Genomic DNA, 20,592 nt, shown 5'->3' on the forward strand with positions numbered 1-20,592 from the left:
AGAGCGATCGGTGAAGGGCGCGCCTCGACGCCACCGGGGACGGCACGGATCAGTGCGCGCGCCGGTCAGCGGAGCGAGGGCGGGGGAGGAGAGGGAAGGGGCGTCAGCGGCCGCTGCGACACGCGGCGGAGGCCACCCGCAGCAGGTCGATGTGACCGCGCGTGGTGAGCAGGACTGAACGCAACATGCGGCCGAAGCTAGCCAGTCGGCGTGTCCACGGTCAACGGTGTCTCGCGGACTGGACCTGCCGTATCGCTGGATGAGCCATGTGTGACGAGTGAATCCGGCGCGAGGGGTGAGGATGGTGGCATGTCAGACGCTTTCACCACCCGAGTCCTGAACGTCGCCTCCGGTTCGTCGGAGCGGATCGTCGACCTCACCGGCGACTGCGAGGCCTTCCTGAGGGAGATCGCCGCGGGCCGCGACGGTCTCCTCAACATCTTCGTCCCGCACGCCACCGCGGGCGTCGCGATCATCGAGACGGGCGCCGGCAGCGACGACGACCTCCTGGCCGCCCTCCACACCCTGCTGCCCGCCGACGACCGCTGGCAGCACCGCCACGGCAGCCCCGGCCACGGCCGCGACCACGTCCTCCCGGCGATCGTGCCCCCGCATGCCACGCTGCCGGTGGTGAACGGGCAGCTGGAGCTGGGGACTTGGCAGTCGGTGTGCCTGGTGGACACGAATAGGGATAATCCGCAACGAAAGGTGCGTTTCACCTTTCTTGCGGGCTCCTAGTTCAGTTGCTCTTCAGGGCCTGGACGAACTGTCCGCGACCGCGACCGAGGGATCAGGCGCGTCGGCAAGGCACGGTGAGCGCGGCTATCCGCAGACCCGGGCCTTCATCAGGGCCGTCAAGGCACCCATGCGGGTCGTGTCGATCCCGCCAGAGCTCGGCAGCCACGACTTCCCGACCTGAGAAGACGGCGGTCGCCGACCCGGCGAAGCCCGGGTGCGACCCGCTGCGCGCCGACGGCCCAGAGCCCGCGCCCATGGCGAGGACGCGCAGGTGACGGCTGCCGCGGGTGCGGGTCCCGTGGCCGCTTACACGCGGAGCAGCCGCCCGGTGATCTCCCGGTACTCCCGCAGCGCGAACCGGAGTTCGGTGGACTGCCCCTCGGCATCCTGATCCTGCCAGCCCTCGCGCAGGCCCCGCCGCCGTTCCGCGAGGGCCTTCACCAGCGCGTCGGCCGCTGCGTCGAAGGCGACCTCGGCCTCCTCCAGCGCCTCGCGCGGGGTGTCCGGGAAGTGGTTGACGGCGTGCCCGAGGTGCCGGACGATCTTGTCCCGCTCGTCGGACGGGATCAGCGGTTCGGGGCCCTGGGCGCGGCGCGCCCCGAAGCCCGAGGACCGGTCGTCGGGCTGCTGGGCGCGTGTCTGGTCGTACATCGTCGTCTGCACCGTTTCCGTCGCGATGGGGTCACCGTCCGAAGTCGCCCTTCGCCTTCTCGACGGCTGCTCAGGGCCGCCGGAAGCCCGGTCGCCCCTGCTGTTCACGGTCCTGCGCCGTGTTGTCAGTCAACGTCCGGCGATCATCCGTGTCAACGCGGTTCGCCACCGGGCACACCTCGGGGCCGCGCTGTCGCTCGACGTCCGCCCGCCCCGCACCGAGGGTGCGCAGCCTCCATGCCACTCGGCCTCGACGGCGTGCCGGTACAGAGCGGCGACGACCATGGAACGACTGCGAAGGAACACCGGTCGTCGGCTGCCACCGCGTCACCGTGAGGCCCGCTGGTGTAGGCGAAGCGGCCCCGGGTGTTATTGAATGAGGTTTGCGGTCAAGAATCCCGGGACTCTGTCGCCCGGGTTCTGGTACGGCTCCGACGTGGTGCCGGGGTCGGCGAGCGAGCTGAGAGAGTCGTATGGACTCCACCCCACCCCCCTCGTCTGCGTCACCGTTCGACATGGTCAGCAGCGCTTTGGGTCAGTACATGCCAGTCGACGGAGCGGCAGCGGCCGCCGGTTCCGCCGACCCTCAGGGGGACGACGCCGCCCGCCGAGCCGTATCCGACAACCCGACCCCCACCGGTCAGGAGCAAATCCTCGGCGCGGTCAATCTGGACCGGGACCTGAGAATCACCCGCTGCAATCTGGGCGCCCCGGTCTTCGCGGGGGTGGAGGCTGTGGCCGGGAGCCCTTTCGTCGATCTCCTGCCTCCCTCGGACGTACCGACGGTCACCCGGCGGCTGCGGCAGGTCCTCGAGACACGTGAGCCGCACGTCGCCCGGGTCCAGCGCCTGCGACGCGGCGACGGTTCGGAGCTGGTGGTTTCCATGAGCATCCTGGCCGCCGCGGCGCCTCAGGAGGGGCTGACCGTCACCCTGATCGCCATGGCCAGGAGGCTGCACCTGTACGCCGCCGAGACAGCGATCGGCACCTCGTTGGACATCGGCGAGACCGCGCAGTCGCTGGCGGAGTCCCTGCTGGCCTGGGGTGACGTGACCGCCATCGACCTCGACTTCGCCGTGTGGACGGGTGAGGCGGTCACCGATCAGCCGCAGGGGCGCCTCCGGCTGCGGCGGGCGGCCCTGGTGCCGGACCGGGCGTGGCCCGACGGCTATGTGACCCCGGGCGACGATCTTCCCGGCGACGCGAGTCGGCTGCTGTCGCAGGCCATACGGCGTGACGATGCCGCGCAGGCCATCGTCGTACCCGACCGGGCAACGATCGAACGGGTGCTCGGCAGTCCTCGGCTGGTACGTGCCCTGGTGCCCGGCGACCAGGCGGTGGCCGTGGTGTGCGTACCGCTGGTCCTGGACGGCACGCCACCCGTCGTCCTGGGTGTCGCGGAGGTCTGGCGGCGGGCGGACCGCCCCTTCGCGGACAGCGAGCTGTTCGACCTGCAGGAATTGGTGGCCAGGACCTCCCACCACGTAGACCTGGCCCGTCAGCACCAGCGCGAGCACACACAGGTACTGGCCTTGCAGCGCCGACTGCTGCCACGGTCCGGCGGCGACACCATCCAGACGGCCAGCGTCTACCAGCCCGCCACCCCCGACAGTGCGGGCGTCGGCGGCGACTGGGTGAACAGCTTTCCGCTGCCGGACGGCCGTACCGCGCTGGTGGTCGGAGACGTCGTCGGGCACGGGCTGGGCGCCGCGGCGACCATGGGACAGCTGAGCATGGAGGCCCGCGCGCTGCTGTCGGCGGGGCTTGCGCCCGACGAGGTGCTGGAGCACCTGGACGAGACCGTGGCTCTCCTGGACGACGCGGAGTCCGGACTGGCGGCCGGTTACAGCGCCCTCGGGTCGACCTGCTGCATCGCCGTGTACGACCCGGTCGGCCACCACGTGGCGGTGGCCAGCGCCGGCCACCTTCCCCCGGTCCTGGTACCCCCGGACGGTCCAGCCGGCCTGGTCGCGATACGCCCCCACCCCGGGCTGGGCGCCGAGTTCGCGCTGCGGGAGCCGTACGACGTGCACGCGTTCTGTGCGCCCCCGGGCTCGCTGCTCGCCCTCTACACCGACGGCCTGGTGGAGGATCCCGCCCTGTCGATCGACGAAGGCATCAACAGGCTGACGGACGCCGTGTCCTCGGTGCACCCGTGGGACGCCCTGGAGCCGGCCGCGCGGCGCGTGGTCTCGGCGGTGGCACCGACGCGTCGGCGCGACGACGTGACTCTGCTGATCGCCCGCATGATCGGCTACCGCAAGGGGGACACCGCGACGTGGCGTCTGCCCGCCCGCGGCGACGCGGCCGCCCGGGCCCGCACACTGGTCTCCGAGCTGCTGGGGCAGTGGGCCACCAGAGAGCACACCAGGGACAGCGTGCTGCTGGTGGTCGACGAACTGGTCGCCAACGCGGTCCGCTTCGCCGGCGGACCCATCACGGTACGGCTGATCAGGACCGGTCACGGGCTGCTGTGCGAGGTGGGCGACACCGGCAACGGCAGGCCGCGACTGGGCCCGGGCGGGCTCCTCGACGACGCCGGCCGTGGCCTGCACGTAGTGCACGGGCTCACCACCCGGTGGGGGGTGCGGTGGACGGACACCGGGAAGGTGGTGTGGGCTTCGGTCGAGCGGTGACGGGGTGCCGGCAGGGCGGTGACGGGGTGTCGGCCGGGCGGTGATGAGGTGTCAGCGGGCTGGTGGCGAGGCTCCGGCCGGGTGGTGGCGTGGCTTCGGCCGGGTGCTGACGGGGCGCCGGCCGGGCGGCGCGGGAGCTGTTCGTCGGGCGGCGGCACCGGCGTTACGAGGGGCGCGAGTCCGCACTACAGCCACTCCCCTTCCAGGGCGGTGGCGGTGAGGCCCGGGGCAGCCGCGTACAGGACGGCACGGCTGCCCGCCTTCTGCCCTGCGTCGTATGCCCTCCGCATGATGTCGAACACGGCGGCGCCGCCGCGGTTGCCGCTGGTGTAGCTGTCCCGGCTGTAGCGCAGGAGCCCCGACGGCCACCCGTCGGGCATGGTCTGCTCCATGTACTCCAGCACACGCGTCCCGCCGGGGTGGGCGAGCAGAACGTCGGGGTGCCAGGAGCCGGGGGCATCCTGGTATCGGAGGCGCAACCACTCCCACATCGCGGTGACCGTCTCCTGCACGGCGCGCGGCCCGCGCCGGTCCATCACGAAGTGTGTGCCGTCCTCCCGTGTCTCCAGGCGGTGCAGGTCCTGGGTGCCGGGCAGAGTGTGGTGCCAGGCGGCGTCCAGCCGCAGCGTCGACTCGGGCCTCGGGCGGCCCGTGACCACCGCGGCGACCGCGGTGTCCGCGAACAGCAACCGGACGATCAGGGATTCCAGAGTGTCGTCCGCGGGCTGGTAGGTCGTGCTCAGTGCCTCCGCGATCACGACCAGGACCACCCGGTCGGGGTCCGCGGCCACGAGATCCGCCGCCAGCGCCAGGGAGCGGGTCCCGGCTATGCACGCCCACTGTGTGGCGGGCAGCAGCAGCACGTCGCGCCGGAGCGGGAGTCTGTTGGCGAGGGAGACGTCCAGCCCTGGCAGCGCCGGGGTGGTGGAGTGACTGGTGATCAGACAGTCGACGTCCGCGGCGTCCAGTCCGGCGATCTGCAGGGCCCCGCGCGCCGCACGCTCACCGTAGGACTGCACTGCCGACCAGGCCGGCGCGGTGCGCTCCTGGACGGTCTGCGGCGCGGATATCGCCTCAAGGGCGGCGATCGCGCGATCCACGTCCTGTTCGGTGAACCCCTCACCGGCCAGCGCCTCTCGGGCCGGCCCGATGCCGGCGGCCGGCAGGCCGCTTCCGCTGCCGGGCGCGACGGCGGCCTCCAACGGCAGCATCCAGCCACGGGTTTCGATGCCCGTACTGGCCGCGATGCCGTCGATCCGCGGCGCCCACGCCGCGTTCGGGTGCCGACCGCGCACTTCGTCCACGATCTGGCTGGTCCGCACGGCGTGCTTGCCGTGTATCACGGCAGGCGGGCACAGGTAAGCGGCCATGATTGGCGCCTTTCTACAGGGAACGAGGGGAATTGTCACGGGCGCTGTGTCATAGGCCAATTGGAAGCGATTCATCCAATTCCACGACAGTGCACACCGGTTCAGGACTCTGCGTCCGTTTCGAGCATGGATGCCACCGGGGCGTTTGCGCTGTGATCTGGGCAACTTAGGAGGTTCTGCGATGCGTGACGCGGCGCACACTGCTGCAGAGGGGGCCGGCGCGGTTCCGCGTCTGCCTGACATGCCACCGGTGGACCTCGCGTCGCCGCCACCGCGGCTCACCACGGCCTGACTGTCCTCCACGACGAGGAGCCCGGTGGTGCCGATCCGTAACGTCCCACACCCGTAGGCGCGGTGTCCCGGGTCATGAAACGCGGTGGTACGAGTTCGTCGAGCCCGTGGTGCCCCTGGACGGCACGCGAGGAGCGGGGCGAGGAGTACGTCGAACTCATGGGCCGGGGAAGGGCCCCGACAGCGGTCGCGGTCCCGACCGGACCTGCGTGAGCCCGCCCGCGACCGGCCGACCGACGATCACGGCACGGGCCGCGGGCTGTGCGGAACCCGGCCGCCGGCGGAGGCGCCCTGGCCTGCCGCCGCGCAGGCGAGTCGACTTCTGGACTTCCTTGATCGTGAGCTGGAGACGCCCAGTTGGGACCACATCGCCCACGAGTACGTGGTGTTCGCGCGCAAGGCGATCGAGGACGGCGTCGAAGACGTGCCCGCGAATTTGCGGGCGCTTTTCACCATGCGGAACCTGCTGTCGGAGGTGGGCTGGTTCCGAGGAAGGGTGGTGGACTCGATCCTGGCCGCGGAACTCGACGTATGGCTCAGCATCATTCCGATGCCGAACTCGGCGACGCTGTCGCCGGGTTGCTGGGTGACCGCATGCGAAGGACTCGCGAGAATCCCTGACGCTTCCAGGGCGCACAGCCGCCAAGACGCAAAAATGGCCTCAGACCGGCTGCGGACCTACCGCAACCTTGTCCACCCCCGCGCAGAGAAGCGCGCCAAACACAGCGCAGACTTCGACACGGCCGACCTCTGCTGGTCCACGGTCAACGCCGTGCTCAACGACCTGGCGGCAAGTATCCCCGCATAGGATCTTGCGCGGTCGCGGATGAAACTCGCCACGCCACCGACCGATGCCCCGGCCGAATCCGGGGCATACCTCTCCAAACCATCCGCGAATGTGCGAAGCTGGTTTTCCGATCACGAGGACGGCGCTTCTCCGTGTCGCGGCGTCAGCCGGGCGCACAGTCCGTAAGTCCGATCCGTGTCGCGTCCGGTGACGTCCTGCCGTCGGAGCCGTTCCAGCCCGGGAGCGGTGAATACAGATGAGTCCGAGTTCCGAGGATGCCGCGATTCCCGCGCCGACCGGCGTCGGCAACGGGCCCGCCGTCTCCAGACGGGAGTTCGACGCACTCTTCGACGCGGTTCGCACGTGGGGTCGCTGGTCCCCGGCCGACCGCGGCGCCTGGAACCGGGTCACCGCGGACCATGTGCGGCGGGCCGCAGCGTGCGTGCGGACCGGGACGGTCGTCCCGCTGGCGCTGCCCTGGAACACCCGGCCCGGCCCCGGCAACCGCAAGCCCGCCCTGCACCACATGACCGACCTCGGTGATGTGGAGGCGCCGGAACCCTCCACCCACAAGGACTTCATCGCCGCCGACTACCACGGCAAGGGCATCACCCATCTCGACGCGCTGTGCCACATCGCCTATCGGGGGCAGCTCTACGACGGCCGCACGGCACACGAGGTCGTCGGTGCCGCAGGCGCCCGCTTCGGCGCGGTGTCGACGCTCGGGTCCCTCGTCACGAGGGGGGTGCTCCTCGACCTGCCCGCCGTCCTCGGGACCCCCTGGTTGGAGCCGGGGCGAGCGGTGCACGCGAGGGACATCGTCGCGGTGGAGAGGGCGCTCGATGTGACGATCGGCGATGGCGACGCGGTACTGCTGCGCTCCGGACAGGTCCGGCGCCGCGAGGAACTCGGCGCCTGGGACCCCGACACGGCCAGCGCGGGCTTTCATGTGGACGCCGTGCCGCTGCTGGCCGAGCGTGGCATCGCGCTGCTGGGCGGAGACGGCGACAGTGACGTACGGCCCTCACCCGTGGACGGCGTGCACTCGCCGGTCCACGCCCTGGCCGTGGCCGCGATGGGGACGCCACTGCTGGACAACCTCGACCTGGAAGCGCTGTCCGCCGCGACCGCGACGGCGGGGCGCTACGACTTCATGCTTGTCGTGGCGCCGCTGAACGTCCCGGGCGGGACGGGCTCGCCCGTCAACCCGGTCGCGGTCCTGTGACGCCGATCCGGTCCGGTCACCGTGTGTGAGGGGCTTGCGAACGGTGACTCGCGCCCCCAATGCCCGTATCCTCGTCCATAGCAGACATTTCACAAGAATTGACTGTCGAAGGCGCGAGTGAGGCGGAGCGTGGTTCAGGCCGGCGAAGACCCGATACCGGCGGGGCGTGCGCCAGGCGGCACGGGGCCCGCCAGTTTCCGTGAGCGGTTCCTGCAGGGTGAGCCGGTCGAGGCAGGCGTGCGCACGTCGATCCTGGATTCCTGGCGGCGTTGCCGGACCCTGGGGCTGTCGCCGGACCAGTCCGACCTTCCCTTCCGGGAGGACTTCGAACCGGACGGACGGATCGTCCGCGCGGCCGTTCCGGTGCTCGACCGGCTGCAGGTCATGTTCGCCGGAAGCGCGATGAACATCTCCGTCGCCGATGCGAGCGGGACGGTTCTCCTGCGTCGTTTCGGAGAAGCGTCGCTGGCCAGACTTCTCCCGGCCATCCAGACCGCCCCCGGTTTCGTGTTCGCCGAGAAGGTCGCGGGTACCAACGGCATCGGTCTCGCCCTGGCCGAGCGCCAACCCATCCGGGTCTACGGTGCCGAGCACTTCGCCGAGCGCTCCCAGGGCAGTGCCTGCCGCGCGCTTCCCGTCCGCGACCCGCTCAGCGGCCGCATCGAGGGCGTCCTGTGCTTCGGCTATCCGCGCAGCGCCGAGGACCCGGCGCTGGACACCGTGATACACAAGGCGGCCGAGACCATCGAGCGGCGGCTGCTGGGGCAGAGTTCCGCGCGTGAGCGCGCTCTGCTGCAGGCGTACCTGGACAGCGGAGCCGAGGCCGCCGCAGGTCCTCGACACCGCGTAGGGGTGCGGGAACTCGCCGTGGAGATGAGCCCCCGCGACCGGGCGATCCTCATGGAGAAGGCCGCCGAGCTGATCGCGTACGCGCAGCGGGCCCGTGTCGACGTGCCCCTGTCCGACGGCCGTCGGGTCACGCTCGTGAGCCGGCCGATGACGAGTGCCTCCGGAGTGCAGGGCTTCGCCATCGAGGCCGTTGTCCCCGGTCCCTCGCCGCGCGAGCCCCTCACCCTCCCGCGTCAGGTCCACGAGCCGCTGGGCCTGTCTGCCGAGCTTGCCGTCGCCACCTCCCTCACGTTCTTGGGGGCTGTTCGCGACGCGGCGCCCGGGCAGCTCCACGTCACCTCGCCGGCGGAGGATCTGCCTGGCACGGAGCACGGCCCTGTCGCCCTGGGCGGCGAGGGCGTCACGGCCGGCGACGGCACGACGGACGGGCACTCCGACTCCCCGCCCCCGGCGAGAGGGCTCATGATGGTGGGGGAGCCGCACGTGGGGACCTACGCCCTGGCCGCGCGCCGCCGCCTGGAGCTGTTGTCCGAGGCCGGCGTCCGCATAGGCACCACCCTGGATGTGGGCAGTACCGCCAGGGAGCTCGCCGAGTCGGCGGTGCCGCAACTGGCCGACTTCGTCACCATCGACCTGCCGGGAGCCGTGCTCCGCGGCGAGGAGTCCGCCGATCCCCGCAGTGACCTACGCCGTACGGTGGTCCACGGCATCCATGACGACTGTCCTTTCCACCCGGTCGGCAAGCAGGTCGACTACGGTCCGACGATGCCGCAGTCGCGGTGTCTGACGAGCGGCCAGGCAGTGCTCGAACCGGACCTGAAGGCTGCCGCGGGCTGGTTCGCGCAGGACCCCGAGCACTCCGCACAGCTGCTGAGCCACGTCCACTCCCTCGTCGCGGTGCCCCTGGTCGCCCGCGGCGCGGTCCTGGGCGTGGCCGCCTTCTACCGCGCGCAGGACTCGCCGGCGTTCGGGGACGACGACCGGTCGCTGGCCCAGGAACTGGCCGCCCGTGCCGCACTGTCCATCGACAACGCCCGGCGCTACACGCGCGAACGTGCCATGGTCCTGGCCCTGCAGCGCAGCCTGCTCCCGCACGGTGTGCCGGACCAGGACGCCGTCGAGGTCGCCCATCGCTACCTGCCCGCAGAATCCGACGTGGGAGGGGACTGGTACGACGTCATACCCCTGTCCGGCAGCCGCATCGGGCTCTTCGTCGGCGACGTCGTCGGCCACGGCATGCTCTCCGCCGCCACCATGGGGCGGCTGCGCACGGCCGCCCGCAGTTTCGCCGAACTCGACTTCCCCCCGGACGAGGTCCTCACCCACCTCGACAAACTCGTGGGACGCCTGGACCGGGAGGACCCCGGCGCCGTGGACGCGGGCATCATCGGCGCGACCTGTCTCTACGCCATCTACGACCCGACCACGCAGCAGTGCACCATGGCCCGGGCCGCCCATCCCCCGCCCGCTCTGGTCCGCCCCGACGGCACCGTGTGGTTCCCCGACCTGCCCGCCGGACCGCCGCTCGGCCTCGGCGGTCTGCCGTTCGAAGCCGCCGAGCTCGACCTCCCTGAGAACAGCCAGCTGGTCCTCTACACCGACGGGCTCATCGAGGACCGTCACCGCGACGTCGACGTGGTCCTCGATCAGCTGAGCGCCACGCTGGCCCAAGCGAACGGCACCCCCGACGAGACCTGCGAGGCGATACTCGACACGGTGGCCCCCGCCCACCCCTGCGACGACATCGCCCTGCTCGTCGCCCGCACGCACGCCCTCGACCCCCAGCGGATCGCCACCTGGAACCTGCCCGCCGATCCGGCCCTGGTCAGCGAGGTGCGAGCCTCCGCCACCCGGCAACTGACCGACTGGGGACTCGACGAGGCCGCGTTCGCCGCTGAACTGGTGCTCAGCGAGCTGGTCACGAACGCCATCCGCCACGGCGCAGGCCCCATCCGGGTACGGCTGCTCCACGACCGCACCCTGATCTGCGAGGTCTCCGACACCAGCAACACCGCCCCGCACCTGCGCCGAGCGGCCGCCACCGACGAGGGCGGCCGCGGCCTGTTCCTCGTGGCGCAGCTGACGCAGAGCTGGGGCACGCGCTACACCCAGCAGGGCAAGGTCATCTGGGCCGAATGCGGGCTTGAGGGGGCCTGAGGCGCCGGCCCCGGCGATTCACTGCTCCGTTGGGGTGACAGAGAGCAGCCAGATGTCGCAAAATGTACGACATGTGCCGCTAATATCACTGATGCGCATCGGGAAGAACACGACAGGTCCGACCCCCGGAGAGGCCCGTGCACGAGGCCCACGACACCTCTGCGCATGCGGTGCCGCCCTTCGGGGCGGAACCTCTGGTCCGTGTCCGCGGACTTGCCAAGAGCTTCGGGGGAACCTTCGCGCTCGACGGGATCGACCTCGATGTCCACGCCGGCAGCGTCCTCGCCCTCCTCGGTCCCAACGGAGCCGGCAAGTCCACGCTCATCAAGGTGCTCGCCGGCGTTCACCACGCCGACTCGGGGCAGGTCACCGTGGCCGGGCACCCGCTAGGTAGCCGCGCCGCTTCCCGGCACATGTCCTTCATCCATCAGGATCTCGGGCTGGTGGAGTGGATGACGGTAGCCGAGAACATCGCTCTGAGCGCCGGGTATCCGCGCCGCGCCGGACTGATCTCCTGGCGGCTCACCCGAGAACACTGCACCGAGGCCCTGCGGGCCGTCGCCGGACATCTCGACCCCGACACGCCGATCTCCCGCCTCGCCCCGGCCGAGCGTTCGCTTGTCGCCGTCGCACGAGCCCTGGCGGCACGGGCGAGCCTCATCGTCCTCGACGAGCCGACCGCCCGCCTGCCCGCCGCGGACTGCACCCGGCTGTTCCGGGTGCTGCACACCCTGCGGGACCGGGGGCACGGCATCCTCTACGTCAGCCACCGCCTGGACGAGGCGTACGAGGTCGCCGACACCTTCGCCGTGCTGCGCGACGGACGCCTGGTCAGCCACGGCTCGCCGGCGAGCCACCCTCCTGCCCGCCTGGTGCGCGCCATCACCGGCGAGGGGCCGATCGATCACCGCCCCGCCACCACCCCGGCCGGCGGCCCGGCCGTCCTGACCCTGGACGGGGTGCGCACCCCCGACGCGGGACCGGTCAGTCTGGAGCTGCGGCGGGGAGAAGTCCTCGGCCTGGTCGGCCTCACGGGCGCCGGACACATGGGCCTGGCCCGAGCCCTTGCGGGCGCCCGGCCCCTCCTCGGCGGACGGGCCCTTCTCGGCGGTCGCCCGTACCGTCCCCGTACGGTCGCGGACGCCGTCGGACGGGGTGTCGCCCTCGTACCCGGTGACAGACAGCGGGAGGGCTGCCTCGCCGAGCTGACCGTACGGGAGAACCTCCTGGCCAACCCCCGGGCGGGAGGCATGCCGGCGCTGTGCTGGATCAGTCCCCGCCGCGAACGCGCCGAGGCCGGCACCCTGATCGAACGGTTCTCTGTGCGTCCCCACGACAGTGAGGCCGCCATCGCCACGCTGTCCGGGGGGAACCAGCAGAAGGTCATGATCGGCCGGTGGCTGCGGCCGGCCCTGCGCCTGCTGATCCTCGAGGAACCGACGGCGAGCGTGGACATCGGTGCCAAAGCCGCGATCCACCGCCTGCTCGACGAGGCGCTCGCCGCCGGCCTCGCGGTCCTCCTCATCTCCAGCGACTTCGAGGAGGTCGCGGGCGTGTGCCGGCGCGCCCTGGTCTTTGTCCGCGGATCCGTGACGGCCGAGCTGACCGGCCCGGCCCTCACGGTCACCGAGCTCACGCGGGCGGCTTCGGCCCTGCCCTCCGCCGGAACCGCGGCGAATCCGTGACCGGCTCCCCCTCTCCGGCTGCGCCCCCGCCACGGCCGCGTCGCTCGGGACCACCGAGGCGACTCGCCCGACCGCACGGCCGTAGCGGGCAATTCATCGGCGCCTACGGCCTCCTGACCCTCACCGCCCTGCTCTTCCTGGTCTTCTCCCTCGCCCTGCCGCGTACCTTTCCCACCCGGGACACCGTCGACTCGATCCTGTCCAACCAGTCGATCCCGGCCGTCCTCGCACTCGCCGCGATGGTCCCCATCGTGACCGGCGCGTTCGACCTCTCCATCGGCTACGGTCTCGGCCTGGCGCACGTCATGGTGCTGCAGCTCGTCGTGGGCGAGGGGTGGCCCTGGCCGCTCGCCTGCCTCACGGTGATCGCCGGAGGGGTTGTGGTGGGTGTCCTCAACGGTGTCGTCGTCGTATTCGGACGGATCGATTCGTTCATCGCCACGCTCGGAACCGGCAGCATGATGTACGCGGTGACCGGATGGGTCACCGGCGGCGGCCGGATCGTCCCCGGCCCGCAAGGCCTCCCGGCCGCCTTCACCGACATCTACGACTCGACGTTCCTCGGCCTGCCGGTTCCCGCCTTTTACGTGCTCGCCCTCGCGGTCGCCCTCTGGGTGGTTCTGGAGCGGCTGCCCCTCGGCAGGTACCTGTACGTCATCGGGTCGAACCCGCGCGCCGCCGACCTGGTCGGCATCCCGACCCGCAAGTACACCGTCTACGCCTTCGCAGCGTCGGGACTGATCGTCGGCTTCGACGGAGTGCTGCTCGCGGCCCAGCAGCAGATCGGCAATCCCAGCGTCGGCCTCGACTACCTGCTGCCCGCGTTCGTCGGGGCCCTCCTCGGCTCCACCGCCATCAAACCGGGGCGCCCCAACGCCCTGGGCACCCTCGTCGCCGTCGCCGTCCTCGCCGTCGGCCTCACCGGCATCGCCCAGATGGGCGGCGACTTCTGGACGGTCCCGTTGTTCTACGGCGGCACCCTGCTCCTCGCCGTCGGACTGGCCGGTTACTCCGCTCGTCGCCGACTGCGCACCGGTGCGGTCGGCGCCCGCGACTCGCCCGCCGTGACACAGGACGACGGCACACCGGGCAGCCCTCCATGACCCACGCCGCGCGCACCGCCGAAGTGCCCGGGCGGCATCCTCCGCAAGGAGCTTCCGTGCACCGCAACCGCAACACTCCCACCGTCCGCAGCGCGCGGTCCACTGCCACCGCCGTGGTGGTCGCGCTCTTCGTGCTGGCCGGCTGTGAACGCGGCTCGTCGAGCGGCCCGGCGCACTCCACCTCGGGTCCGAGCGGCTGCCCCGCGGCCCAGACCAGGGCCCAGGCCGCCGTCAGCCGGGCGGAGCGGAGCGACATCCCCTGGAACGGACCGACCAGCGGTCCCCCCGCGGTGGCCGGCAAGACCATCGTCTACGTCGCTCAGACCATGACCAATCCCGGAGTCGCGGGCGCCGCGGACAGCGTGCGGAAAGCCGCGCGCGTCATCGGCTGGCACGTCCGGGTGATCGATGGTGGCGGCACCCCCGCCGGCATCCAGGCGGCGATGAGCGAGGCCGTGGACGTCAGACCCTCGGGCATCGTCATCGGGGGCTTCGACCCGGGCTCGACCTCGCAGCAGGTGGCGCATGCGAACGCGGCGGGCATCCCGCTCATCGGCTGGCACGCGGTCGCTTCCCCCGGCCCCAGCCGGCGCCCCAGGCTCTTCACCAACGTCACCACCAAAGTCGAGGACGTGGCCAGAGCCAGTGCGCAGTGGGTCATCTCGAGCTCCGACGGCACAGCCGGGACCGTGGTCTTCACCGATGCCTCGGTCCCCTTCGCCAAGTACAAGTCCGACCTGATCAGGAAGGAGCTGGCCACCTGCGCCGGGGTAGAGCTGCTGGCGTACGAGAACATCCCGATCCCGGATGCCGGCAGCCGCACGCCCCGGGAGATCTCCTCACTGCTTTCCCGCTTCCAGGAGAGATGGACCCACTCCGTCGCCATCAACGACCTGTACTTCGCCGATGCAGCCCCGGCGTTCCGCGCGGCCGGCAAGAAGGGTTCCGGCCCGCCCTTCAACATCGGCGCCGGCGACGGCGACCCGTCCGCCTTCCAGCGCATCAACAGCAAGCAGTACCAGGCGGCCACCGTGCCGGAGCCGCTGTCCCTGCAGGGCTGGCAGATCGTCGACGAGTTCAATCGCGCCTTCTCAGGCCGGCCGGCCAGCGGGTATGTGGCCCCCGTCCACATCAGCACGGCCGACAACAGTCAGGGCGCCACGACCTGGGATCCGTCGGGATACCGGGAGGCGTACCGGAAGATCTGGGGCACGTGACAGTGGCGGTGGGGCCGGTCAACGCGGCGGGGCGTACTCGGTGAGCAGGAGCGCGATGTCGTCCGCCCTGTCGGGGGAGGCGTGGCAGGCATCCCGCAGCAGCCCGTCGGCCAGATCGTCCAGGCCGCCCCCGCCGAGCCGGGCCAGCGACTCCCGGAGTCGCTCGATGTCGGAGCCGATGTCCGAGTCGCGCCTCTCGATCAACCCGTCCGTGTAGAGGGCCAGGACCGACCCGGGAGCGAGACGCAGCTCCGACTCCGGAAAGCGTGCCGTCGCGTCGATGCCGAGCAGTGGGCCGCCGGGCACCTCCAGGACCTTGGTGTGCCCGTCGGGCAGGCGCAGCAGGGGCGGGAGATGGCCCGCGCGGACGATGCGCACGATCCCCGAGCGGGGATGGAACTGGGCGTAGCAGCAGCTGGCGAGGAGCACCGGGTCGAGGTCCATGTGGAGCCGGTTGGTGCCGGCGACGACGTCGCTCGGTCGGTGGCCGGCGGCGACGAACGCCCGCATGGCGCTGCGCAGTTGGCCCATGGCGGCCGCGGCGGGCACGTTGTGCCCCTCGACGTCCCCGACGATCAAAGCGACTTCGTCGCCGGTGCGGATGACGTCGTACCAGTCGCCGCCGATGTCCATCCCCCTGGTGCCCGGAAGGTAACGCCCGGTGACGCGCAGCCCCGGCAGAGTGGGCAGCCGGTGCGGCAGCAACGCGTCCTGCAGGCCGCGGGCAAGGGCGAACTCGGCGTCGTAGAGCCTGGCGCGTGCCAGAGCCTGGCCGATCAGGCCGCCCAGCGCGGTGAGGACTCCGCGCTCCTCGTCGGGGAACCGGTGGATGTCGTCGAAGCCGAGAATGCAGGCGCCGACCGGATGGTTCGAGGCGATCAGCGGCAGGAACGCCCAGGAGTTGGTGTGACCCACCATGAGCCCGGGGTAGCTCTCGCGCAGCTGCTCCCGGGACTCGATGAACAGCGGGACCCCGGAGGTCAGCGCGTCCGTCACGGGCAGCCGGGCGTGCAGCGGGGTGCCTTCGAACCGGGTGAGAAAGCGTTTCGAGTAGCCGCGCTGAGCGAGCAGGTGCAGGCGCTGTTCCTCCACCACGGCGATCGCCAGCTTCTGGCCGCCGAAGGCCGGCAGCAACTGTTCGGCGACGGCATCGAACACCTCGTCCGCGGTGGCCGCCTCGGTGAGGGCGCTGCCCAGCGTGAGCACCCGGTAGAGGGAACCCACGCGGGGGGCCGCAGGCTCAGGCGCCGAGGAGAAGGGCGGCCCCTCCTCGGTGACCGGCGCACCGGGCCCGGTGCCGGCCGGTACGGGCTGCCGTACCCGTGAGGCCCATCCCGTCATGCCCTGAGCGCCCGGGTGGAGGGAGAAGACCAGCCACTCGTCCGGCGGGCGGCGGACCAGGAAGGAGACCGGTTGCTGGGAGACGGCGGCGGCCCGGTAGCGGTCCTCGTACACGGGATCGGCCAGCCAAGGCAGGATGTCCCAGGGGCGCCGGCCGAGCAGTTCGTCCTGGCGGACCCGCAGCAGATCCTCCAGGCTGTGGTTGGCGTAGGCGAGGCGCCCGTCGGGAGAGAGCGCGAAGAAACCGTCCGCGAGCCGCTCGATCGCCGCCACGGCGGCCATGCCGCTCCCGGAGTCCAGTACGGCGCCGACGAGGTGGCAAGAGGCCTCCGAGTCGCCGGGGCTCTCCGGTACCCGACCCCACAGCTCGACGACGCGGTGTCCGCCACGGCCGTCCAGGATGCGTAGGTGGTGCGCCAGTAGGTGTCCTTCCTCGACCGCGGCGCGGGCGGCGGACCCGAAACCGGGCAGATCCGCCGGCTCGATGCAGGCCGTCAGTGTGGCCGCCCGACCGTCGAAGGCGCGGGGCGCGATCCCGAAGATCGCGCACAGCTCGTCGTCGGCAGTGAGGGCGCCGGTGCCGAGGTTCCAGTCGAACAGGCCCACCCGGATCGCCGGCGCGGACGGCAGCGGGACCAGTACCGGAGCCGTCCGCTCGTCGTACTCACCGAGCGTGCCCCGGGCCCGCAGTCCGGCGAGGGCGGTGCCCAGCCGGTCGGCGGCGGAGCGCAACCGCCCGCGCTGTGCCCTCGACAGTCCGGTCCCGTCCGGCCTGGGCGTCCACACGACGGCGATGGCGCCGAAGGTCCGCTCGCCCGCCCGTACGGGGACCGATGCGGAGCCGAACGGGTAGGGCAGGGCGATCGAGAGCTGGGGGAAGCGCCGCATCGTCTCCTCCGCGCCGGCCAGGTGGACCATGCGCCCGGAGCGGCACGCCTCCGCCACCGGCATACGGCTGTTGACCGGGATCCGACGCCACCCGCTGAGCAGTGAGGGCGGTGTCCCGCAGGACGCGGCCACGACGAGCGAGCGATGGTCGCCTGAGAGCAGGAACACGCTTCCGGTATGCGCCCCGGTGACCTCCACGGCATGGACCACGGCCCTCACCAGTGCGTCGTCGCGCTCGGGCGCTTCGCCGACACCCGCGGCGCTGAGCGGGTATGAACTCGATGCCATACCGTTGACCGACACGCTGCCCTCGATCATCCATGGAGTGCTTTTCCCAGTTTAGGGTCTTCGCACCTCTCTGTGGCTGGATGTCTGGCCGGTATGGGTGAGCCGATTTGTTCCCGGGCGAAGTCCTGTCGTGGATGCAGGGTTCTCCTTCCTCGCCGGTTCCCTGATTCGCTCGCCGGCCTCAGTAGACGGACAACCCGTACGCGTTCAGTACCTCCTGGATCGGCTGGTAGTAGGTGGTTCCTCCGGTGGTGCAGTTCCCGGAGCCGCCGGAGAGGATTCCGACGACCTTGTCGCCGGCGTAGAGCGGGCCGCCGCTGTCGCCCGGCTCGGCGCAGATGTTCGTCCGGATCAACCCGGAGACGGTGTTTCCGTTGCCGTAGTTGACGGTCGCGTTCAGTGCGGTGACCGCGCCGCACCGCACCCCGGTGGTCGCTCCCCGGCGGCAGACGCTCTGGCCGACGTAGGCGGTCGCGGTCCCGGTGACGTCGACGGTTCCGATGGTGCCGGGATGCGGTACGGCCGGGTTGGCGTACCGGACGACACCGAAGTCGTCGCCGGGGAAGCTGGTGTTGGTGGTGGGTCCGATCGTGGTGGTCAGGGCGGAGTCGGTGTACCAGGTGGGCAGGGTCTCGGTGCAGTGACCGGCCGTCACGAAGTAGTACGAGGAGCCGCTGCGCACGTTGACCCCCGCCGAACAGCGCCAGGCGGAGGCGTGGATGCCGTCGCCGCCCGACACGAGGGTGCGCAGCCTGCCGCCGAGCCGCTCGACGGTCGCGGCGCCCGGGAAGCGCCCTGTGACCTGCCGGATTCTGGACAGGTCCGGGTCCGCGACCGTGGAGTCCGCGGAGACCCGCAGCCTTCCGGTGCGCCCGTCGACGGCCCAGGTCGTCCCGGCCACACCCAGGGACGCCACGGCCGAGGCCGCGCCGGACACCGAGGCGGTGGAGGGTGCGGAGCCGGTCGGGGGCGCCGCGGCCGCGCCGGTGTCGGACAGGGCGAGAGCGGTCACCACCAGCAAGCTCATCACCGAGGCGATCAGTCGTGGCCGTCCGATGTCGGTACGGCGTGCTCTGCTCACTGAGGCCCCCCCGGGGAGACAGGTCGGATTCGGCGCACGTCCATGCCATCGCGGGCGTGCCGTGCTTCCGTGCTGTGGCGCGCTGTGCGGGTGCGAAGGATGAGACGAGCCCGCGCCGCGTGGCCGACGCTTCAGTGTGCCCGGCCGAACCCGGTGCGGGTAGAGGGCCTTGGGTCGATGAACCGGTCTTCGGCTGGGGGGTAACCCCGACTCATGATTTGCCGGTGCATGCGTCGTCCGTGCCGTCGCCCGGACCTTGTCTCACCTGCGGAACTGGGGGAAGTCCCCGATGGAGGGCCCGCCCTCCTCGATGGCCGGGCCGCCCGACGCGCATCCCCCCGACGTACACCGGCACCACCGCCGCCCGGCTGGGCCACGGTGTTCTCCGGGCCGCGTCATCCCGGCACGGCCCCCCGTGCCGTGCTCACCGCGTCACCTCGACGCCGAGCTCGGCGAGCAGGCCGCGAACGCGCCGCTCGATCTCGTCGCGGATCGGCCGGACGGCCCGGACGCCCTGTCCGGCCGGGTCGTCCAGCGTCCAGTCCAGGTACCGCTTGCCCGGGAAGTACGGGCAGGCGTCCCCGCAGCCCATCGTGACGACCACGTCGGAGGACTGGACCGCGTCGGCGGTGAGGACCTTCGGGGTCTCGGCGGAGATGTCGATGCCGGCCTCCTTCATGGCCTCCACCACGGCGGGGTTCACCGCGTCGGCGGGGGCGGAACCGGCGGAGCGGACCCGGACGCCGTCCCCGCCGAGACGGGTGAGGAAGGCGGCGGCCATCTGGGACCGGCCGGCGTTGTGCACGCACACGAACAGCACGGAGGGGACGGCGGGAGAGCTCATGAGGACACGGCGCTTTCTTCTGTGGGCCGGGCGGGGGAGGTCGGTCGGCGCTCGCCGTGCGTGACGACGACCCCGTCCCCGGTCGCGGGCACGGGGCGGCCGATCGCGACGGCGACCAGGACGAGACCGAGGCCCCCGCCTGCGAGCTGGGCGGCGAGGAAGGGTGCCACGGAGGCGGGGGCGATGCCGGCGAAGGTGTCGGTGAAGGCCCGGCCGATCGTCACGGCCGGATGGGCGAAGCTGGTGGAGGAGGTGAACCAGTAGGCGGCGCCGATACAGGCGGCGACCGCCACCACTTCGCCGAGCCACAGGTGTCCGGCGGAGCGGTCGTGCGTCGACCGGTGCACGGTGAGGGTGACGACGGGGTTGAGGTGCGCCCAGGAAACGGGTCCGAGCAGGGCGATGAGCACGCCAAGGCCGAGCACGGTCGCCGGGTAGTCGGCCGGCAACTGCACACCGATATCGCGGGTCGACTCGGTCGCCTGGATCCCGTAGGGACCGTGGCGCTCATGCGGAGGCCTTCGCGGGGACCCCCGGTGTCTCGAGGAGGGCGGACAGCCTGCCCAGCGCTTCGGGGAGCACCCAGTAGTACACCCAGGTCCCCCGTCGTTCGGAGCCGACCAGCCCGGCCTCGCGCAGCACCTTCAGATGGTGGGAGATGGTCGGCTGGGAGACGTCGAAGGGGTCGGTGAGGTCGCACACGCACGCCTCCCCGCCCTCGTGGGAGGCGATCAGGGACAGCAGCCGCAGCCGGATCGGGTCCGACAGGGCCTTGAACATCCGCGAGAGCTCGGCCGCGTCCGCTTCGCCCAGCGGCTCGCGCACCATCGGGGCGCAGCACGCCTCGTCCTGGCCGAGCAGCGGCAGATCAGCTTGTTTCGACATTCCTCTATGTTGACACCTGTCTATCCAGGTGGCAACCTCGGCTGTATCGACATCCGTCGATACAACGTCGTCCCGAAGGGAGACCGCCATGTCCCGAGTCCAGCTGGCCCTGCGCGTCGCCGACCTGGAAGGCTCGATCGCCTTCTACTCCAAGCTCTTCGGCACCGAGCCCGCCAAGCGGCGCGAGGGGTACGCCAACTTCGCCGTCACCGAGCCCCCGCTGAAGCTGGTCCTCATCGAGGGCGAGAGCGGCGAGGAGACCCGCCTGGACCACCTCGGTGTCGAGGTCGCCGGCACCGAGGACGTCAACGCCGCGACAACCCGGCTGAAGGAGGCGGGCCTGGCCACGTTCGAGGAGAACGACACCTCCTGCTGCTACGCCCTGCAGGACAAGGTGTGGGTGCACGGCCCTGGCAAGGAGCCGTGGGAGGTGTACGTGGTCAAGGCCGACGCCGACACCCTGGAGAAGGCCGACGCCTCCCCGGACGCCTGCTGCTCCACCACTGCCTGCGGATGCTGACCGGCTGTCCGCCGGCGCAGACGCGCCTCTGCCCGG

Annotated in this window: 17 protein-coding genes; 9 read left to right on the forward strand and 8 right to left on the reverse strand. The window is 71.5% G+C overall.

The window, feature by feature from the left end; all coding sequences use genetic code 11:
• Positions 1-103: 103 nt before the first annotated feature.
• Positions 104-187 carry a putative leader peptide gene (locus RKD20_RS39550; RefSeq protein WP_424883424.1) on the reverse strand — a complete coding sequence of 28 codons (84 nt, stop codon included), beginning with the start codon at positions 185-187 and terminating at the stop codon, positions 104-106.
• A gap of 122 nt (positions 188-309) precedes the next feature.
• Between RKD20_RS39550 and RKD20_RS39555 the strand changes: the two genes are divergently transcribed.
• The gene (locus RKD20_RS39555; protein ID WP_424881888.1) at positions 310-738 is read left to right on the forward strand and encodes a secondary thiamine-phosphate synthase enzyme YjbQ; all 429 of its coding nucleotides are present in this window, start codon (positions 310-312) and stop codon (positions 736-738) included.
• A gap of 306 nt (positions 739-1,044) precedes the next feature.
• On the opposite strand, the gene RKD20_RS39560 is transcribed toward RKD20_RS39555, so the two are convergent.
• Complete coding sequence (locus RKD20_RS39560) at positions 1,045-1,389, reverse strand: hypothetical protein (protein ID WP_424881889.1); 345 nt, start codon at positions 1,387-1,389, stop codon at positions 1,045-1,047.
• Between the two features lie 473 nt (positions 1,390-1,862).
• Between RKD20_RS39560 and RKD20_RS39565 the strand changes: the two genes are divergently transcribed.
• Positions 1,863-4,025 (forward strand): SpoIIE family protein phosphatase, encoded by a 2,163-nt coding sequence (locus RKD20_RS39565; protein WP_424881890.1) that lies wholly within the window; start codon positions 1,863-1,865, stop codon positions 4,023-4,025.
• 185 nt (positions 4,026-4,210) lie between these two features.
• Here the strand turns inward: RKD20_RS39565 and RKD20_RS39570 are convergent, their stop codons facing one another.
• Positions 4,211-5,395, reverse strand: coding sequence for a type III polyketide synthase (locus tag RKD20_RS39570; RefSeq protein ID WP_424881891.1), 1,185 nt, complete (start codon positions 5,393-5,395; stop codon positions 4,211-4,213).
• Positions 5,396-6,071: 676 nt separating this feature from the next.
• Between RKD20_RS39570 and RKD20_RS39575 the strand changes: the two genes are divergently transcribed.
• The 6 genes from RKD20_RS39575 (at position 6,072) to RKD20_RS39600 (ending at position 14,709) form a co-directional block, all read left to right on the forward strand.
• Positions 6,072-6,494 (forward strand): hypothetical protein, encoded by a 423-nt coding sequence (locus RKD20_RS39575; RefSeq protein WP_424881892.1) that lies wholly within the window; start codon positions 6,072-6,074, stop codon positions 6,492-6,494.
• A gap of 235 nt (positions 6,495-6,729) precedes the next feature.
• Positions 6,730-7,698 (forward strand): cyclase family protein, encoded by a 969-nt coding sequence (locus RKD20_RS39580; protein WP_424881893.1) that lies wholly within the window; start codon positions 6,730-6,732, stop codon positions 7,696-7,698.
• A gap of 129 nt (positions 7,699-7,827) precedes the next feature.
• Positions 7,828-10,704 carry a SpoIIE family protein phosphatase gene (locus tag RKD20_RS39585; RefSeq protein ID WP_424881894.1) on the forward strand — a complete coding sequence of 959 codons (2,877 nt, stop codon included), beginning with the start codon at positions 7,828-7,830 and terminating at the stop codon, positions 10,702-10,704.
• A gap of 137 nt (positions 10,705-10,841) precedes the next feature.
• Positions 10,842-12,389 (forward strand): sugar ABC transporter ATP-binding protein, encoded by a 1,548-nt coding sequence (locus RKD20_RS39590; protein WP_424881895.1) that lies wholly within the window; start codon positions 10,842-10,844, stop codon positions 12,387-12,389.
• A complete protein-coding gene (locus RKD20_RS39595) occupies positions 12,386-13,492 on the forward strand; it encodes an ABC transporter permease (protein ID WP_424881896.1) in 1,107 nt (368 codons plus the stop codon). The genes RKD20_RS39590 and RKD20_RS39595 overlap by 4 nt, the downstream gene beginning before the upstream one ends.
• A gap of 56 nt (positions 13,493-13,548) precedes the next feature.
• The gene (locus tag RKD20_RS39600) at positions 13,549-14,709 is read left to right on the forward strand and encodes a substrate-binding domain-containing protein (RefSeq protein ID WP_424881897.1); all 1,161 of its coding nucleotides are present in this window, start codon (positions 13,549-13,551) and stop codon (positions 14,707-14,709) included.
• A gap of 18 nt (positions 14,710-14,727) precedes the next feature.
• On the opposite strand, the gene RKD20_RS39605 is transcribed toward RKD20_RS39600, so the two are convergent.
• From RKD20_RS39605 to RKD20_RS39625, 5 genes are all read right to left on the reverse strand, one after another.
• Positions 14,728-17,256 (reverse strand): SpoIIE family protein phosphatase, encoded by a 2,529-nt coding sequence (locus RKD20_RS39605; RefSeq protein ID WP_424881898.1) that lies wholly within the window; start codon positions 17,254-17,256, stop codon positions 14,728-14,730.
• Positions 17,257-17,407: 151 nt separating this feature from the next.
• Positions 17,408-18,253 (reverse strand): S1 family peptidase, encoded by an 846-nt coding sequence (locus RKD20_RS39610; protein ID WP_424883425.1) that lies wholly within the window; start codon positions 18,251-18,253, stop codon positions 17,408-17,410.
• Positions 18,254-18,731: 478 nt separating this feature from the next.
• Positions 18,732-19,151 carry an arsenate reductase ArsC gene (locus RKD20_RS39615; RefSeq protein ID WP_424881899.1) on the reverse strand — a complete coding sequence of 140 codons (420 nt, stop codon included), beginning with the start codon at positions 19,149-19,151 and terminating at the stop codon, positions 18,732-18,734.
• Entirely contained in the window at positions 19,148-19,639 is a 492-nt protein-coding gene (locus RKD20_RS39620) for a hypothetical protein (protein WP_424883426.1), read from the reverse strand. Before RKD20_RS39620 ends, RKD20_RS39615 begins: the two co-directional genes overlap by 4 nt.
• A 19-nt stretch (positions 19,640-19,658) precedes the next feature.
• On the reverse strand, positions 19,659-20,036 hold the full coding sequence (locus RKD20_RS39625) for an ArsR/SmtB family transcription factor (protein WP_007380269.1): 378 nt from the start codon (positions 20,034-20,036) through the stop codon (positions 19,659-19,661).
• An 88-nt stretch (positions 20,037-20,124) separates the two neighbouring features.
• Here RKD20_RS39625 and RKD20_RS39630 point away from each other — a divergent pair, with 88 nt between their 5' ends.
• Positions 20,125-20,556 carry an ArsI/CadI family heavy metal resistance metalloenzyme gene (locus RKD20_RS39630; protein ID WP_424881900.1) on the forward strand — a complete coding sequence of 144 codons (432 nt, stop codon included), beginning with the start codon at positions 20,125-20,127 and terminating at the stop codon, positions 20,554-20,556.
• The last annotated feature ends 36 nt before the right edge of the window (positions 20,557-20,592 follow it).

Origin of the sequence: Streptomyces sp. SLBN-8D4, assembly GCF_049739545.1 — a bacterium.
Taxonomy (GTDB): domain Bacteria; phylum Actinomycetota; class Actinomycetes; order Streptomycetales; family Streptomycetaceae; genus Streptomyces; species Streptomyces canus_C.

Bases quoted from the DNA above. Each gene is read 5' to 3' on its own strand.
- RKD20_RS39550 (WP_424883424.1), bottom strand. From the start codon at position 187: ATGTTGCGTTCAGTCCTGCTCACCACGCGCGGTCACATCGACCTGCTG.
- RKD20_RS39555 (WP_424881888.1), top strand. From the start codon at position 310: ATGTCAGACGCTTTCACCACCCGAGTCCTGAACGTCGCCTCCGGTTCG.
- RKD20_RS39560 (WP_424881889.1), bottom strand. From the start codon at position 1,389: ATGTACGACCAGACACGCGCCCAGCAGCCCGACGACCGGTCCTCGGGC.
- RKD20_RS39565 (WP_424881890.1), top strand. From the start codon at position 1,863: ATGGACTCCACCCCACCCCCCTCGTCTGCGTCACCGTTCGACATGGTC.
- RKD20_RS39570 (WP_424881891.1), bottom strand. From the start codon at position 5,395: ATGGCCGCTTACCTGTGCCCGCCTGCCGTGATACACGGCAAGCACGCC.
- RKD20_RS39580 (WP_424881893.1), top strand. From the start codon at position 6,730: ATGAGTCCGAGTTCCGAGGATGCCGCGATTCCCGCGCCGACCGGCGTC.
- RKD20_RS39605 (WP_424881898.1), bottom strand. From the start codon at position 17,256: ATGATCGAGGGCAGCGTGTCGGTCAACGGTATGGCATCGAGTTCATAC.
- RKD20_RS39610 (WP_424883425.1), bottom strand. From the start codon at position 18,253: ATGAGCTTGCTGGTGGTGACCGCTCTCGCCCTGTCCGACACCGGCGCG.
- RKD20_RS39615 (WP_424881899.1), bottom strand. From the start codon at position 19,151: ATGAGCTCTCCCGCCGTCCCCTCCGTGCTGTTCGTGTGCGTGCACAAC.
- RKD20_RS39625 (WP_007380269.1), bottom strand. From the start codon at position 20,036: ATGTCGAAACAAGCTGATCTGCCGCTGCTCGGCCAGGACGAGGCGTGC.
- RKD20_RS39630 (WP_424881900.1), top strand. From the start codon at position 20,125: ATGTCCCGAGTCCAGCTGGCCCTGCGCGTCGCCGACCTGGAAGGCTCG.